Here is a 15,304-nt window from a genome sequence, read left to right on the forward strand (position 1 = left end):
CGTCCACCGTAACCGCCGCGCCGGCGTGCCGCCGGCCCGGGCACCGCCTACGGAACCGCCGGGATGGCCGACTGTGGGTCGACGCCGGCGAAGGCGAGCGCGATGACGAAACCGGCCGCCTCCTCCAGTTGGCGTGCCCGGTCCAGCCCGCCCACGACGGCGGGAACGCCTCCGACATCGCGTACGAGCGAGCCGACGAGTTCCAGTGATCGTGGATCGTCCCCGCACATCGCGACCGTTGCCGGCGACGACCCGGGCGTCGTCCAGCGCGTCGACGGGAAGAGGTGGAACGCCTTGACCACGTGGGCGCCCGGAGCTGACTCGGCAACGTGCTGGGCGATCGCGCGTCCGGGTTCGGTGCGCAGCACGCCGATGCCGTGCTCCACCGCGTTCGTGGAATCGATAAGTGGTTTTCCGGCGAGCGATCCGGCGGGCGCGCCGACGGCCGTGAGGATTTCGGCGATGCCCTCCCAGTGCACGGAGAGAAGGACGACGTCGGCGTTCGCGGAGATCTCGGGCAGCCGTCGGGCCCGAGCTCCCGATGCCGTCGCCGCGGCCTCCGTACGCTCGGGCGAGCGACCGCCGATGCTGATGTCATGTCCGGCCCGGGTCCAGGCGGTGGCGAGCGCCGTGGCGAGAGTTCCGGTGCCGAGGATTCCGATACGCATGGCCTCGGACCGTAGCGAGACCGGTGCGAACCGATCGGTACGTCACACACCGCCAGGTGCGCGTCGGCGATGGCACGATGGCCGGATGGCTCGTGACGATGGCGGGTGCCACGACTTCGTGGCGGACTGCCGGCTGCGGATGGGAACGGACCTGTTCACGCATCAGTGGGATCCGGTGGTGCTTGCCGCTCTCACCGTCGGCCCGCAGCGCCGCCGCGCGCTACGCGCGAACATCGGCGGCATCAGTGACAAGGCGCTCACCGAGTCGCTCCACCGGCTCGTCGCCGGCGGCCTGGTCGAGCGGACGTCCTACGCCGAGGCGCCCCCGCGCGTCGACTATGCGTTGACGCCTCTGGGGCGGACCTTCGCCGACGGGCCGATGCGCGCACTCGTCGACTGGGTCCTTCGGTACGGCGACGAGGTTTTCGAGGCGCAGGAACGGATACGCATGACCGGCACCTGACGGACCGTTCCCGCGGCGGACCGGTCCGTCAGATCACCCGCCAGATGCGTACCCTCGGACGTTCGTTGCGCAGGTGACCCAGCTTGTGCTGGCGCACCTGCTCGTCCCACACCGCCTGGTCGTAGTCCGGCCCCGGCGCGATCCACCGATGCGACCCGTCGCTGTAGTGGAACTTCTCATCCCCCGCCCGCAACACGCTCACCGCAACCATCCCAGGAAACGCCGGTGCAACGCCCCGGCCGGCGCCCAACCCAGGTCCGCCGTCGCCCGCACGAACTGCGCACCCATGTACAACGCCAACGAAACAGGCGCACCCTCGAACTCCTCGCGTAACTCCCGCCGCCGCGTCGCGCACGGCCACGGCCCGTCGCACCCACCGCACGTCCAGACCGGCAGCACCGGCCCGTGCGCGCTCACCCCCGCACCCTCAGAAAGCGGGCCACGCCCGCCCGCGCCATCTGCCAACAGAGGTACGCCGCCAGCCGTGATCACCTGCTCGGGCGTGCTCACTCCGCACGCTCCGAATGCTGGGACGAGCGCGCCTCGCGCAGTTGCCGCGCCTGTTCGAGAATTCGCTGCTGGGCCGCCCTCTGTTCGCGCTCCTGATGTCGTTGCCCGGAGGACGGCGTCGACACCGACCGTCGACGCAACATTCGTGACAGCTTCACCAAACCTACCCATGTCACCGTTTCACCCTCGCTCGCGCTCAGGGATGCGAGAACGGACTCCTCAACTGGTCTGGGTTGAGACGCCGCCGTCGCCTGTGACCTGGACGCTACGAAAAGTGACGAGCAGCGTTGGGGAGGGTTTGTACCCGAGGTATGGCTACCCCTGCATCCCGATCGCGAGCGCCAACTCGCGCGCGTCTTCCCCGACTGTGCCCGGGCGGTTCGACAGTTCGAGAGTCGCCGCCCGGGCGTAGGGGTTGTGCCGTAACGTGTCGACGCTTTCTCGAAGCGCGCGGCCGAGCAGGTGGATCGCCGCCACCTCGCCCCGGTCGAGCAGATGCGCCCGAGCGGCGTCGATCAGCGCGGCGGCACGTCGGGTGTGCGACGGCAGCGCCGAGTAGTTCGCGCTATCGGCCCGCCGGACTGCCTCACCCGGCCGACACAGATCCGTCTCGATCGTGACGGCGTACGCCGCGCACGCTGCCGGCCCGAACATCAGCCATGGGTGGGCATACGTGCTACCGAGCCGGCTCGCCGCCTGCTCAGCCGCGTCCCATGCTCGCCACGCCTGCCCCGCCCTGCCCGCTTTGCTGTGGCCCAGCGCGATGCCGAGCTGCGCCTGCCCCCACCGGGTCAACTGTTCCCCGCCCTGAGCGGGGTCGAGCAGAGCTGCGGCGTCGAGCAGCAGATGCCCGGCGAGATCCACCTGGTTGGAGCCTCGGTAGACGTGCGCGTAGTACCAGGCGGCAACCGCGATCGCCGCAGGATCGTCGGCGTCCTGAGCCGCCCGCATGGCCCGGTCCGCGGCTACCCACACCAACTCCGGATACGGCTGGTGGGCCAGATACAACTGGGCAAGGTGGTAGACGCGCGCCAGCTCGATCAGGGCCTGCCGGCGCTCCTGCCCCTCCAACCGCCGGACGCTGCGCTGCGCGTCGGTCAGCAGGCTGGGGAGCACGCCGGCGACGGCTGAGCGCTCGACGGTCGACCGGTGCCACAGTTTCCACGCCTGGTCGACCAGTCCTTGCAGTACGCCGACCCGCGTAGGCTCACCGGTCGCCGCCGCTGACCGTTGCATGGCGGAGGCAACGGCGTCGATGTCAGGGTGGCCGGCGCGCGTCACCGATGCCACTGGCAACGACTGGTCACCGGTCAGGTCCGCCAGGTCCGAGATGTCCAGCACCTCGGACAGACGGAGGAGCATCGGAAGTCGAGGTGGAAGAAGGCGGCCGTTCTCCAGAGCCTTGACCCACTCGGCGCTGCGACCGACGAGTCCACCCAGGACGGGCCGAGTCTTGCCGGCGCGCTCCCGGAAGGCACGGAGGCGGGCACCGAAAGTCGCGGAATCGGTCATTGTCGCCTCCCAGGTAACGGTCGGGGCCGCGGCCACCGGCTGCTGCTCCGGAGCGCCGCCGCCATCGACGGTACTCGCTCAGCAGGCTCATCGCGCCCACCATGACCGCACGACACGGCCTCTCCGGCTGGTAATGCACCCGCGAAGGGCGTCAATGAGATCGTCGCCCGGCGATCCGGTCGAGGAGGAACCGCGCCGTGGCGTCGACAACGTCGTCGAAGTGCCTGCCGTGGCCCGGGTAGTGGAAGCCGTGTCCGGCGTGTGCGTACTCGACAAGCGTGCACTCGTTGCCGACTCCCGCCATCGCGTCCCGGAACCGCCGCACCGAGTCGATCGGCTCGACCTCGTCGCGGGCCCCGTGGTGGATCTGCGTAGGCGGATGCCCCGGCCGCACGAATTCGATGAGCGAATACTCGATCAGCCGGCCCGCCGCGATGCCGACCTGCTGTTCCAGGCGGCGCTGCACGGCCGGCGCGAGGGAGCCAAGGTCCAGTCCCGCGGGATTGAGGGCCACCACGCCCGCGACACCGGGCGTCGGCGCGGTCATCGCCGCGACCAGCGCGAGATGAGCCCCGGCCGAGCTGCCGCCCGAGGCCAGATGCGACGCGTCGAGCCCACGCGACGCGGCCAGCCGGCCGAACCGCTCGACCGCGAGCCGCACGTCGGCGAGGCAGTCGTCGATGCTGACCGCGCCACGACCGAGCAGCCGATACCCGGCGGAGACGGCGAAGATTCCGTGCGCGGCCAGTCGTCGGCAGTGCGGGGCGAGCCCGGCCGCCGAGCCTTCGCGCAGGGCGCCGCCATGGAACAGGACGACGCCCGCGTGAGGTTGCGTGCCATCGCCCGGCTCGACGACCAGCAACGGCAGCTCACCACCGTCGGCGGCGCGAAAGCGCATCGTCGACTCGACCGGACGGCACCCGCTCGGAACCACGTCGCCCGCAACTCCAGCTCGTACGGAAGTCGTCGATCCGACCCTATGCCATCGGCCCTCCGCCGCCAGGCTGTCGGACGCAGGAGCGGTTGCAGTGGGGGCGAGCACCGGGATCCGCCCCGCCGGCGTCAGTTGCCGGCGCCGAGGTTGGCCATCATCGCGGCCGGGTAGCGGTCGCCGTGTGCCGAGCCGGCCGGCACCACTTTCTCGATCTCGGCCAGGTCGTCCGCGGAGAGTTCCAGGTCGGCGGCGGGCAGGGCCTCGTGCAAGCGATCGCGGGTACGGGCGCCGACGAGCGGGACGATCTGGTCGCTCTGGGCTGCTACCCACGCGATCGCCAGTTGGGCCACGGTGCAGCCCTTCTGCTCGGCCACCCGCCGCAGCGCTTCCACCAGGGCCAGGTTGTGCCCGACGTTGTCGCCCGAGAACCGCGGCATCCGGCTGCGGTTGTCGCCCGGCCGCGGTGCGGCGTTCGTCCAGTGCCCGGAGATCAGACCCCGGCTCAGGACGCCGTACGCGGTCATCCCGACACCCAACTCGCGCAGCGTCGGCAGCACGTCGGTCTCCACCCCGCGCGAGATAAGCGAATACTCGATCTGTAGGTCGGCGACCGGGTGCACGGCGTGCGCCCGGCGGATCGTCTCGGCGGGCACCTCGGAAAGGCCCACGTGCCGCACGTATCCGGCCTCGATCATCTCTTTGATCGCGCCCACCGTGTCCTCGATCGGCACGTCCGGGTCCAGTCGCGCCGGCCGATAGATGTCGACGTGGTCGACGCCCAGCCGGGTCATCGAGTGGATCAGGAAGTTCTTCACCGCCGCGGGCCGGCTGTCCTGTCCGAGGAAGCCGCCGCCCGGCGCCAGTAGCGCCCCGAACTTGACGCTCAGCACGTAGCTTTCCCGCGGCCGACCGCGCAGCGCCTCGGCCAGCAGCATCTCGTTGTGCCCGGCGCCGTAGTGGTCACTGGTATCGATAAGCGTGAGCCCCGCATCCAGTGCCGCATGCACGGTCGCGACGCTCTCGGCGCGGTCGGAGACGCCGTACACACCGCTGGTCATCCCCATCGCGCCCAGTCCCAGCGCGCCGACGGCCGGACCTGTCGTCCCCAAGGTTTGTTTCCGCATGTCCCCACTCTGCTCCCGGTTGCGGGCGGCCGGGAGCGGACCGCTTGTCGTGGGAGCGCCGCTCCCTGGTTCGCCCCTCGCGGGCGGGGCAGCCACCGGGGACCATGGAGAACATGCAGCGTGAGCAACTTGCCGACTTCCTACGCCGCCGCCGCGAGGCCGTCCGTCCCGCCGACGTGGGCATCGCCGACGGTCCCCGCCGCCGCATACCGGGCCTGCGGCGCGAGGAGGTCGCGATGCTGGCCGGCATGTCGGTGGACTATGTCGTACGCCTTGAGCAGGGCCGCAGCAGCCGGCCCTCCACGCAACTGCTGGGCGCCCTGGCCCGCGCTCTGCGCCTGTCCGACGACGAGCGCGACCACCTGTTCCACCTGGCCGGCCACCAGCCCCCACCTGCGGACGGCGTGGCCCGACTCGCCCGCGCCGGCCTGCTCCGCATGCTGGACCTGCTGGGCGACACGGCCGCGCTGGTCGTGTCCGATCTGGGAGAGGTGCTGGCGCAGACCCCGACGTCCACGCTGCTCACCGGCGATCACACCGGTTTCACTGGCGATCGGCGTTATCTCGCATACCGCTGGTTCGCCGAACCCCACTCCCGCGTCCTCCACCTACCCCAGGAGCAGGAGCGTCATTCCCGCCAGATGGTGGCGGATCTGCGCGCCGTCGCCGGCCGACGACCCGGCGACCCGACGGTGACCGGTCTGATCGCCCGACTGGAGGCGGCGAGCCCCGAGTTCCGAGCGCTGTGGGCAGAGCACGAGGTCGGCATACGGCGGGCGGATCGCAAGACGTTCGTCCACCCCCGCGTCGGGCCGATCGCGCTGGACTGCGAGACGCTTGTGACCCCCGACCTGGGCCAGGAGTTGCTGGTGTTGACGCCCGCCGACGCCGGGTCCCGCGAGCGCCTCGACCTGCTGCGCGTGCTGGGCACCGAAGAGTTTCCCGTCATCTGACCAGCGTGCGGCCGAGCATACGTATCGAGGCACCGGCAGGACCAATACCTTCAGTTCTTCACGGGCGGGCCACAGGACCATTCGGAGCCGAGCTGGCACGACGCGTCGGCATTCGCAGTGCCGATCGTGCGGAAGGGTCGCCCGTCGTCGTCGATGACGTAGGTCCCGCTGCGGCCTTCCGACGTCCACCGCAGCCTGATCCGCCAGGAACAGTCGCAGCGCGAGGTGTCCGCGTCGACCTCGAACGACTCGGGATCGGTGCGGGACACCTGGTAGGGGAATCGGATGGGCCGGCGTTCCGCCTGCGGAGCGGCCTCCGCCTCCGACTCGTCGAAATGCGCATCCAGCCGGGGTGGGACGGCGTCAAGGTCGACGTGCACCCAGCGGTATGCCACACCCGAGCCGCAGACCCAACTGACGTGAGTGCCGTGCGGCGCGGCCTTCCGGCGGACGACCTCGATATCCATGCCTAGCAGCGTCACCACCGCGTCCGACCGGCCCTGCACGGTGAAGGTGACCCCCGACCGTACCGACGGGACCCCGTGCACCTCGGCCGCCCACTGGGCAGCCGCATCCGCCTTGGACAGGTCAGGCGGCACCGGCACAGCGGTCGCCGCCAGCGGCACCAGGTAGCCGGGCCCGCAGGGATCCGCCCCACTGCCGGCCACGGCGACCGTCATCGGTAGCTGGTCGGGCGAGACACCGGCGGTCGTTGTCGGCGACGAGGTGGGACCTCCAGCGAATCCGGGCGACGGGGCGGGCGTCGAGGTGCCGGGCGTCAGCACCGGAGTGAGCAACGCGATGGCGATCGCGACTGCGACGCCGCCGGCGATGCCAGCCATCCACCGCCCCAGCCCGACGGCCGTCCGTGGGCCGTGCCGGCGCGCCAGCCCCGCGAGCCGCGTACGCAGACTGGCTGCGGGGACGGCAGATCGCTCTTCGTCGCTGTCGATCGCGACCGGGGCCTCGGCACCACCCGACAGGTCTGGAGGCGGCTCCCGCCCCGGCCCGTCGGGGGACGGGGGCAGGGTGTTCTGGTTGCTCGACGTCATCACACCGCCCTCGCCACGCCCCGGACCACCACCACCCTTAGATGTCAGTCAATCATGTAGTCGCCATCCGGCGGATCCTGTACGGCCGGCGGCGCTTGCAGCACTACAGCCCCTCAGAACCACGTCTCCCGCATGTCAAGCGTGGTGCGGTCCAGGCTCTCCAGCAGGTCGAACTGCGCCGCCACCCTGGGCAGCTCCCACCGGTGGAAGTAGCGCGCCGCCGCCCGCTTCCCGGCGAGAAACTCGTCCTCCGGCGACCCCAGCGCCTCCACCGCCAGCACCTGCTCCAGCCACATCCAGGCGATCACCACGTGCCCGACCGCCTCCAGATAGACCGAGGCGTTCGCCAGGGCCAACTCCGGGTCACCAGGTGCCCACAACCGCCGGGTCACCACCGCGACCCGGTCCACCGCCGTGGCGAGCCGCCCGGCCAGGTCGGCGGCGAAACCGTCCGCCTTCCAGGCCCGGTCGACGGTGGCGCGCATCGTCTCCAGCAGCAGTTCCAGCGCCGCGCCGTCACGCATGGTGACCTTGCGGCCGAGCAGGTCGAGCGCCTGAATGCCGTGGGTGCCCTCGTGGATGGCGTTGAGCCGGTTGTCCCGCCAGTGCTGCTCGACGTCGTAGTCGCGGGTGTAGCCGTACCCGCCGTGCACCTGGATGGCCAGGTCGTTGGCGGCCAGGCACCACTGGGACGGCCAGCTCTTCGCGATCGGGGTGAGCAGTTCCAGCAGCAGGTGCGCCCGCTCCCGGTCGGCCTCGGCGGGCGCGGTCTTCTCCTCGTCGAGCAGCCGTCCGCAGTAGAGGACCAGCGCGAGCGCGCCCTCCACGTAGCTCTTCTGGGCCAGCAGCATCCGGCGTACGTCGGGGTGGGCGATGATCGGCACCTGCGGCGCGGTCGGGTCCCGGTCGGCCACCGGCCGACCCTGCGGGCGTTGCCGGGCGTACGCGACGGACTTCAGGTAGCCGGTGTAGCCGAGCGCGGTGGCGCCGGCCCCGATGCCGATGCGCGCCTCGTTCATCATGTGGAACATCAGCGCCAGTCCCTGGTGCGGCGCGCCGACCAGGTACCCGACCGCGCCGGCCCGCCCGTACGGCCGGTGCACGCCCTCGCCGAAGGTGAGCAGCGTGTTCGTGGTGCCGCGGTAGCCGAGCTTGTGGTTGAGCCCGACCAGCACCACGTCGTTGCGGGGGCCGAGCGCGCCGTTGTCGTCGAGGAGCACCTTCGGCACGACGAACAGGGACAGGCCCTTCACGCCGGCCGGCCCGCCGGGGATGCGGGCCAGCACCAGGTGCACGATGTTCTCGGCCAGCTCGTGGTCCCCGGCGGAGATCCACATCTTGGTGCCGGTGAGCCGGTGGGTGCCGTCTTCCTGCGGCTCGGCTCGGGTGGTGAGGTCGGCCAGGGAACTGCCGGCCTGCGGCTCGGACAGGCACATGGTGCCGAAGAACCGGCCCTCCACCATCGGGCGGACCCAGGTGTCGACCTGCTCGGGGCTGCCGTGGGCGAGCAGCAGGTTGGCGTTGCCGAGGGTGAGGAAGGGGTACGCCGAGGTGCCCACGTTCGCGGCCTGGAACCAGGCGAACGCGGCGGCGGCCACCGCGTGCGGGAGTTGCATCCCACCGACCGACTCGTCAAGTGTGGCGGCGAACAGCCCGGTGCCGGCGAACGCGTCCAATGCGGCCTTGACCTGGGGAATGGTGCGCACACGCCCGTCGTCGACCGTGGGTTCGCCCGTGTCGGCGGCGCGGTTGTGCGGGGCGAAGCGTTCCGCGGCGACCCGCGCGGCGAGGTCGAGCACCGCGTCGAACGTCTCCCGGGAGTGCTCGGCGTAGCGGGGCCGTTCGGTCAGCCGGGTCACGTCCAGCCAGTCGTGCAGCAGGAACGCCAGGTCACGACGGGACAGCAGCAGGTCGGACGACGACAACGGGGGTTCCTTCCGTCGTACCCGGATACGGGATCGGTCCTGGAAGTCAGGTGTCAGCCGTCCGTCAGGGGCGTGCCTGAGTCTGACCGCGGGCCGGGTCGACCCGGACCGTAGTTGGATTCCTCGGCGAACGGATTACCACTGGTGGACAACGTTCTCTCGAAAGTATCGCCCTTCTGCGCCTCGGTCGCGCTGACCACGCTGATCGGCGCATCCCCCGCCCTCGGCGCGGAGGCGGCCCCCGGGCCGGACCTGCCGCCGGCACTCGCCCCACTGACCGCGCTCTACCAGACGGCGGCGTGCGACCCCGACGGTCCCACCGCGGCCGACGGGACACTCGCGACCCAGCTCAACTCGAAGCTGAAGTCCGACATGCGCGGCTACATGTCGGCGTATCGCGTCTCCTGTGCCCGCGAGGTGGTCGAGGCGGTGCGGAAGCGGGGTCTCTCCTCTCGCGCGGCGGTCATCGCGATCTCCACCGTGATCGTCGAGACGCACCTGCAGAACATCAGCGAGGAGGTGGACCACACCAGCCTCGGGTTGTTCCAGCAGCAGGAGTGGTGGGGCACCCGGTCGCAGCGGCTCAACCCGTCCTATGCCACGAACGCCTTCCTCGACGCGATGGTACGGAAGTATCCCAACGGCAGCTGGGCCAGCGCCCCGATCGGGGAGGTCTGCCAGGCGGTGCAGGTGTCGGCCTATCCCGACCGCTACCAGGTGCAGGCGTCGGACGCCCAGATCATCGTCGACAGCCTCTGGGATGTCGACGCCCCCCGCACGGAGGACATTCCGGTGTCGGGTGACTGGAACGGCGACGGCGTCGACACGGTCGGCGTCTACCGACCCAGCAACTCCACCTTCTACCTCCGCGACACCAACAGCGGCGACGCCACCCGAGTCTTCAAATTCGGCGAAGGCCCCGCCGGCGACATCCCCGTCGCCGGCGACTGGAACAACGACGGCAAAGACTCCGTCGGCGTCTACCGCCCCAGCAACTCCACCTTCTACCTCACCAACGGCACCAGCAGCACCACCAACACCACCAACTACGAATTCAAATTCGGCAGCGGCGCCGCCGGCGACCAACCCATCGCCGGCGACTGGAACAACACCGGCGGCGACTCCGTCGGCGTCTACCGCCCCAGCAACTCCACCTTCTACCTCACCAACGGCACCAGCAGCACCACCAACACCACCAACTACGAATTCAAATTCGGCAGCGGCGCCGCCGGCGACCAACCCATCGCCGGCAACTGGGACAACACCGGCGGCGACTCCGTCGGCGTCTACCGACCCAGCAACTCCACCTTCTACCTCACCAACGGCACCAGCAGCACCACCAACAAAACCGACATCGAATTCATCTTCGGCCACGGCCCCTCCGGCGACGTCGCCGTCCCCGGCCGCTGGATCAAGAACAGCAACACCACCCCCGGCGTCCGCCGACCCAGCAACAACACCGTCTACCTCCGCAACACCAACAGCGGCGGCCCCGTAGACACCCAATTCATCTACGGCATCTGACCACCACACCCCCCCAGAAGGCGGGACCCGGCACCCCTCCGCCGGGTCCCGCCGCCGTGGTCGTCAGCCGCGGCGCAGCCCGGCGACGGCCTCCCGCAGGTCGTCCTGACCGATCGGGGCCGGCGGCGCGCCCTCCGTGGCCTCCCGGAGCGCCTTGCCGAGTTGCACCCGGCGTAGCGCCTCGCGCAGGTCCGCGCCGGTGAGCCCGGCCGTGTCGGCGGTGAGGGCGGCGGGGTCCACGTCGGCGGCGAACATCCGGAAGCCGGGCCGCTCGTGCCTGTCGATCAACTCCCGGATCATCTTGGTGAGGATCTCCGCGCGGCCGGACTCGTCCGGGGCCGGAATGGCGATCTTCAGGTCGAAGCGGCCGGAGCGGATCAGCGAGGCGTCGACGCGCTGCGGGAAGTTGGTGGTGGCCACCACGATCACGTCGGGGTTCTCCTCGAACAGCGTGTTCATCTCCTGCTTGAAGATGCCGGCGACCGCGTTGACCGCCTGGCTGGCCGCGTCGCCGCCCGCGCCGGCGTAGCTGATGATCGAGTCGAACTCGTCGAAGAGCATCACGGTGGGCCGGCGGTAGCGGCGGGCGTCGCGGAAGATGCGCTTGATGTTGCGCTCCGAGCCGCCGAGATACTTGTCCAGGATCTCCGGAGTGCGGATCTCCACGAAGTCCGCGCCTACCTCGTTCGCCAGGGCCCGCGCCAGCATGGTCTTGCCGGTGCCCGGCGGGCCGTACATCAGGATGCCCTGCGGCCGGCGCGCGCCCCAGCGGGCCATCGCCTGCGGATGCCGGAACGACACCGCCACCTCGCGGAACCGCGTGACCACGTCGGCCAGGCCGCCGACCTGGTCGAGGGTCACCGTCGTGCTGCGCGGCCCGGCCACCGCCACCGGTCGCCGCCCCACCAGGTACGTCCGCCCGCGCAGCACGGTCGGCTCCACGTTGTCGCCGGTCAGCTCGCGGACCGCCTGGAACAGCAGGCCGAGCATGGTACGCAGGTGCTCCGGACCGACGTCGGCGCTCGGGACGTCGGCGCGGATGCGTACCGTGCCGTTGTCCTGGTCCACACGGGGACGCAGGCCGGCGGACTCGGCGGCGCGCGACACGTCCCGGCCGGCCGGGTCGGGCGGCGGCGTGACGAGCGCGGCGCCGGTGGGGCGCAGCCCGAGCCGGCGGCCCGCCCCCGCCGCCGCCCGGCCCACTGCGGCGGCCGGGCCGTCGCCGCCCCGCGCGGCGAGCCGCTCGGCGAGCAGCAGGCCGACCGGCCCGGCCAGCCCGAGGGCGAGCAGGCCGGCCGGCGCGGCCTCCACCCGCAGGTACGCCTCGAACCGGTGCACCCGCTGCCCGTCCACCGTGTCGGCGCGCACGGTGCAGCGGACCTCCCGCACCGGGGCGGGGAAGTCCCCGCCGGCCAGCAGCTCCACCGGCCCGTCCTCGGCGGCGGCGAGCAGCCCGGCCGGATCGGCGATGCGCACCTCGGCGCCGAACAACGGCACCGTCTCCTCGTCCGTCCGCACCTCGTACCCGGTCATGGGTCCTCTTCCCTCGCCGCGACGTGTGCTGTCGAGTCTCGCACCGGCCGGGGTGGGCGGCCACCGCTCAGCCGGCGTCGGCGAGCAGGCCGTCGACCAGGTCGCGGGGCAACCCGTGGGTGTCGTGCAGCCAGTGGTAGTCACGGTCGGTAAGCGGACCCCGCGCCCGGACCCGGTCGACGAGGGGCCGGCCGCGCCGCAGCAGCCCGCGGAACCGGTGCTCCTCGTCGCACAGCAGCTCGGGCAGCGGGCCCGGGTCGACCGGCTGGCGGAACCGGCGCAGCGTGTCCGCGTGGAGGGTCACCGGCAGGTCGCCGAGGCTCCGCGTCGGGTCCTCGCGCCACAGCACGGTGAGCGCGCGGCGCAGCAGCCGGCGCAGCACGTACCCCCGGCCGGTGTTGCCCGGGCGTACCCCGTCGCCGAGCACGACCACCGCGGAGCGCAGGTGGTCCGCGACCACGCGCAGGTCCGCGCCGCCCAGGTCCCACCGGTCGCGGACCGCGCCCGCCCAGGGGCTCAACCCGTCGCCGGTGAAGACGGACCGGTCGCCGCGCAGCACCATCTCCAGCCGCTCCCGGCCCATCCCGGTGTCGATGCTCGTCAGCGGCAGCGGGGTGAGCCGGCCGTCGGGGTGGCGGTGGTGACTCATCCGCACGTGATTCCACACCTCCACCCAGCGGTCGTCGCCGCTCGGGCGGCCGGTCGGCGGGCCGTCACCGGTCCACACGAAGATCTCCGAATCCGGTCCACAGGGGCCGGTCGGCCCGTTGGACCACCAGTTCTCCGCGCCCAGCGCCTCCACCGGCACGCCGAGCGCGGTCCAGGTGTCCCGTGCGGTCCCGTCCGGGTCGAGATGGTCGTCGCCGCCGAAGACCGTCGCGTGCAGCTTCCGCGCCGGGATGCCGTAGCCGTCGGTGAGCAGTTCGAAGCCCCAGCGCAGGCTGGTCGCGATGTCGTAGTCGCCGAGCGACCAGGAGCCGAGCATCTGGAACACGGTCAGGTGGGTACGGTCGCCGACCTCGTCCAGGTCGGTGGTGCGCAGGCACCGCTGCACGTCGACCAGGCGGCGTCCGCCCGGGTGCGGACGCCCCAGCAGGTACGGCGTGAGCGGGTGCATGCCGGACGTGGTGAACAGCACCGGGTCGCCCGGCGGCGGCACCAGGGAACTCTCCCGCGCGTCCCGGTGGCCGAGGCGGTGGTAGTGGTCGATGAAGGTACGGGTGATCTCGTCGGACGTCATGGCGGGTGCCTTCCGGGTACGGGCGTCCGGACGGTCCGCGCAACTGTGGCGTTGACACGACGACGCCGGCGGACCGTTTCCGGTCGCCGGCGATTGGTGAGGCAGGTCAGGCGGCGGCAACCGGCGAGCGGGAAGCTCGCGCGGTCGCGGCGGTCAACTGTCGCCTGCTCTGCATGCCACCAACGCTAGCCCACCCCCCGTCCCCCCGCCCACCCCTTTCCCCGCCCCGCCCCGCCCCGCCCCGCCCCGCCCCGGCCCCGGCCCCGGCCCCGGCCCCGGCCCCGGCGATCATGAAGTTGGCGGCGGTGGCCGCCCGATTTGTCGCCGCCAACTTCATGATCACGGTATCGTCGCCGGGAAGCCTGCTCGTCCGATCGGCGCGCGAGATCTTGGTACGAAACGGCCCCTCTGGGGGCGTTTTCGTACCAAGATCTCGCCTAGACGATCTATTCCGAGGGTTCAGTGGTCGTAGGCGATGAGGGAGCGCATGACGGGTTGGCCGGTGGTCCAGTTGTGCCAGATCGCGGCGGTCATCGCGAGGATGCGTTGTGCGACGCGTACGAGTACGCCGGTGCCGGTTCGGCCGCCGTGTCGTTCGAGGTCGAGTTGACCTTTGAGGGTCTGGTTGACGGACTCGATGTTCTGTCGCACAGCGCGCAGCAGTGTCCGTCCGGGGCGTGGCTTCTCGGGGCGGTAGGCGGGGCGGATCATGGTGATGCCGCGTTCGGTCAGCTGTCGTTCGGTGGCAGCGTCGCGGTAGCCCTTGTCCACGACCAGGATCAGTCCCTCGGGATGGGTCAACAGGCCGGTGTCCAGGTCGAACAGGTCCATGAGTGCTTCGCGTTCGTCGGTCTTGGCGGTGGCCAGGGCGAATGCCACGGGCAGTCCGTGCACAGTGGTGACCAGGTGCAGACGCAGGCCCCAGAAGCGACGCGAGTGCGAGGCGCAGTAGCCGTAGGTGGCCCACCCGGCCAGATCAGAGCGTTTGACGGTCTCGCGGGAGCGTCCGCACTCCACCGGGGTGGAGTCGGCGATGCGCACCGGGTGCTGCCACAGGTCGGTGTCCAGGGCCAGGACCCGGATCAGGTGGGTGATCTGCGTGCCGAGTGTCCGCAGCCGCTTGTTGTACCCGGGCTGTTTCGGGATGTAGGGGAACAGGTGGGTCAGGTTCATGCGGGCGTGACGGATCCAGCGGGCTTCCTTGTGGTAGCCCGACAGGGCTTGCAACACCGACAGGGTGATCAGTTCAGCGTCGGTGATCTTCGGAGCGATCCCGACCGCGGGTCGCCACCGGTTGAGGTGGGGCGACGACTTCAACACGTCGTCGATCTTCACGTACAGTGCGGTGGCGAGGGTGTCCCGATCGACGTGCACGTGGCCTCCATGGTCATCGTTGCTTCGCAACGTCGATCATGGACGCCCTCGCCTCTCTTCACTGCCCCGTACCCCTTGGAATAGATCGTCTAGGTCTCGCAGCTCCCGGGATACGGATGATCGATCTCGCGATATGGCCAGGGGCGCTGACTGCGGCCACCATGGAGTTCCGGGCCGGTGTGGCTGGGACGAGTCCCGCTAGCGGGCCGCACCGGCGGGCGGCAGGTTTCGGCAGGCCCCCCGATCGGGTTGATCGACTCCGCGTCGGCGAGGTGGCGGTATCCACGGCATCGCTGACACCGCCACCTCGCCGACCTGGCGTTGACCAGGCACCCCTGGGCTGACAGTGCGCCGCGCCCGGCGAACCGGCTGTCTGCCGGTCGGGCCACCGCCGCACCGGCGCCCACCGCCTCCATCGCCATCCTGCGCGCGGTGGAGAGGTTGGTATCCCGCCGACCGCCGATCATGGAGTTGTGGCACCTCGCAAAAACC

Annotated in this window: 13 protein-coding genes and 1 pseudogene; 3 read left to right on the top strand and 11 right to left on the bottom strand. The window is 71.1% G+C overall.

What is annotated here, in order from left to right; genetic code table 11:
• Positions 1-47 precede the first annotated feature (47 nt).
• Positions 48-674: pseudogene (locus SM450_RS26445) on the bottom strand (NADPH-dependent F420 reductase); the annotation flags it as partial.
• A 79-nt stretch (positions 675-753) separates the two neighbouring features.
• Between SM450_RS26445 and SM450_RS26450 the strand changes: the two are divergent.
• A complete protein-coding gene (locus SM450_RS26450; RefSeq protein ID WP_474622488.1) occupies positions 754-1,131 on the top strand; it encodes a winged helix-turn-helix transcriptional regulator in 378 nt (125 codons plus the stop codon).
• Positions 1,132-1,159: 28 nt separating this feature from the next.
• Here the strand turns inward: SM450_RS26450 and SM450_RS26455 are convergent, their stop codons facing one another.
• The 5 genes from SM450_RS26455 to SM450_RS26475 all read right to left on the bottom strand — a co-directional run bounded on the left by SM450_RS26455 (position 1,160) and on the right by SM450_RS26475 (position 5,211).
• Positions 1,160-1,333, bottom strand: a complete 174-nt coding sequence (locus tag SM450_RS26455; RefSeq protein ID WP_474622489.1) for a hypothetical protein — start codon at positions 1,331-1,333, stop codon at positions 1,160-1,162.
• Positions 1,330-1,548, bottom strand: coding sequence for a hypothetical protein (locus SM450_RS26460; protein WP_474622490.1), 219 nt, complete (start codon positions 1,546-1,548; stop codon positions 1,330-1,332). Before SM450_RS26460 ends, SM450_RS26455 begins: the two co-directional genes overlap by 4 nt.
• A 408-nt stretch (positions 1,549-1,956) precedes the next feature.
• The gene (locus SM450_RS26465; RefSeq protein WP_474622491.1) at positions 1,957-3,153 is read right to left on the bottom strand and encodes a helix-turn-helix domain-containing protein; all 1,197 of its coding nucleotides are present in this window, start codon (positions 3,151-3,153) and stop codon (positions 1,957-1,959) included.
• Between the two features lie 151 nt (positions 3,154-3,304).
• Positions 3,305-4,015 carry an alpha/beta hydrolase gene (locus SM450_RS26470; RefSeq protein ID WP_474622492.1) on the bottom strand — a complete coding sequence of 237 codons (711 nt, stop codon included), beginning with the start codon at positions 4,013-4,015 and terminating at the stop codon, positions 3,305-3,307.
• Between the two features lie 200 nt (positions 4,016-4,215).
• A complete protein-coding gene (locus SM450_RS26475; RefSeq protein WP_474622493.1) occupies positions 4,216-5,211 on the bottom strand; it encodes an aldo/keto reductase in 996 nt (331 codons plus the stop codon).
• A 113-nt stretch (positions 5,212-5,324) separates the two neighbouring features.
• Here SM450_RS26475 and SM450_RS26480 point away from each other — a divergent pair, with 113 nt between their 5' ends.
• On the top strand, positions 5,325-6,164 hold the full coding sequence (locus tag SM450_RS26480) for a helix-turn-helix transcriptional regulator (protein ID WP_474622494.1): 840 nt from the start codon (positions 5,325-5,327) through the stop codon (positions 6,162-6,164).
• A gap of 50 nt (positions 6,165-6,214) precedes the next feature.
• On the opposite strand, the gene SM450_RS26485 is transcribed toward SM450_RS26480, so the two are convergent.
• Both SM450_RS26485 and SM450_RS26490 read right to left on the bottom strand, forming a co-directional pair.
• Positions 6,215-7,216 (bottom strand): hypothetical protein, encoded by a 1,002-nt coding sequence (locus SM450_RS26485; RefSeq protein ID WP_474622495.1) that lies wholly within the window; start codon positions 7,214-7,216, stop codon positions 6,215-6,217.
• A gap of 113 nt (positions 7,217-7,329) precedes the next feature.
• Entirely contained in the window at positions 7,330-9,141 is a 1,812-nt protein-coding gene (locus SM450_RS26490) for an acyl-CoA dehydrogenase (RefSeq protein WP_474622496.1), read from the bottom strand.
• Between the two features lie 144 nt (positions 9,142-9,285).
• Here SM450_RS26490 and SM450_RS26495 point away from each other — a divergent pair, with 144 nt between their 5' ends.
• Positions 9,286-10,665: a hypothetical protein gene (locus SM450_RS26495; protein ID WP_474622497.1), complete on the top strand. Its 1,380-nt coding sequence runs from the start codon at positions 9,286-9,288 to the stop codon at positions 10,663-10,665.
• A gap of 63 nt (positions 10,666-10,728) precedes the next feature.
• Here SM450_RS26495 and SM450_RS26500 read toward each other — a convergent pair whose 3' ends face one another.
• The 3 genes from SM450_RS26500 to SM450_RS26510 form a co-directional block, all read right to left on the bottom strand.
• Positions 10,729-12,198 (bottom strand): ATP-binding protein, encoded by a 1,470-nt coding sequence (locus SM450_RS26500; protein ID WP_474622498.1) that lies wholly within the window; start codon positions 12,196-12,198, stop codon positions 10,729-10,731.
• Between the two features lie 67 nt (positions 12,199-12,265).
• The gene (locus SM450_RS26505) at positions 12,266-13,438 is read right to left on the bottom strand and encodes an alanine--tRNA ligase-related protein (RefSeq protein ID WP_474622499.1); all 1,173 of its coding nucleotides are present in this window, start codon (positions 13,436-13,438) and stop codon (positions 12,266-12,268) included.
• 459 nt (positions 13,439-13,897) lie between these two features.
• A complete protein-coding gene (locus tag SM450_RS26510; protein WP_474622500.1) occupies positions 13,898-14,812 on the bottom strand; it encodes an IS982 family transposase in 915 nt (304 codons plus the stop codon).
• Between the last annotated feature and the right edge of the window lie 492 nt (positions 14,813-15,304).

This window comes from Micromonospora marincola, from assembly GCF_056150385.1.

Bases quoted from the DNA above. Each gene is read 5' to 3' on its own strand.
- SM450_RS26450 (WP_474622488.1), top strand. From the start codon at position 754: ATGGCTCGTGACGATGGCGGGTGCCACGACTTCGTGGCGGACTGCCGG.
- SM450_RS26465 (WP_474622491.1), bottom strand. From the start codon at position 3,153: ATGACCGATTCCGCGACTTTCGGTGCCCGCCTCCGTGCCTTCCGGGAG.
- SM450_RS26475 (WP_474622493.1), bottom strand. From the start codon at position 5,211: ATGCGGAAACAAACCTTGGGGACGACAGGTCCGGCCGTCGGCGCGCTG.
- SM450_RS26480 (WP_474622494.1), top strand. From the start codon at position 5,325: ATGCAGCGTGAGCAACTTGCCGACTTCCTACGCCGCCGCCGCGAGGCC.
- SM450_RS26485 (WP_474622495.1), bottom strand. From the start codon at position 7,216: ATGACGTCGAGCAACCAGAACACCCTGCCCCCGTCCCCCGACGGGCCG.
- SM450_RS26500 (WP_474622498.1), bottom strand. From the start codon at position 12,198: ATGACCGGGTACGAGGTGCGGACGGACGAGGAGACGGTGCCGTTGTTC.
- SM450_RS26505 (WP_474622499.1), bottom strand. From the start codon at position 13,438: ATGACGTCCGACGAGATCACCCGTACCTTCATCGACCACTACCACCGC.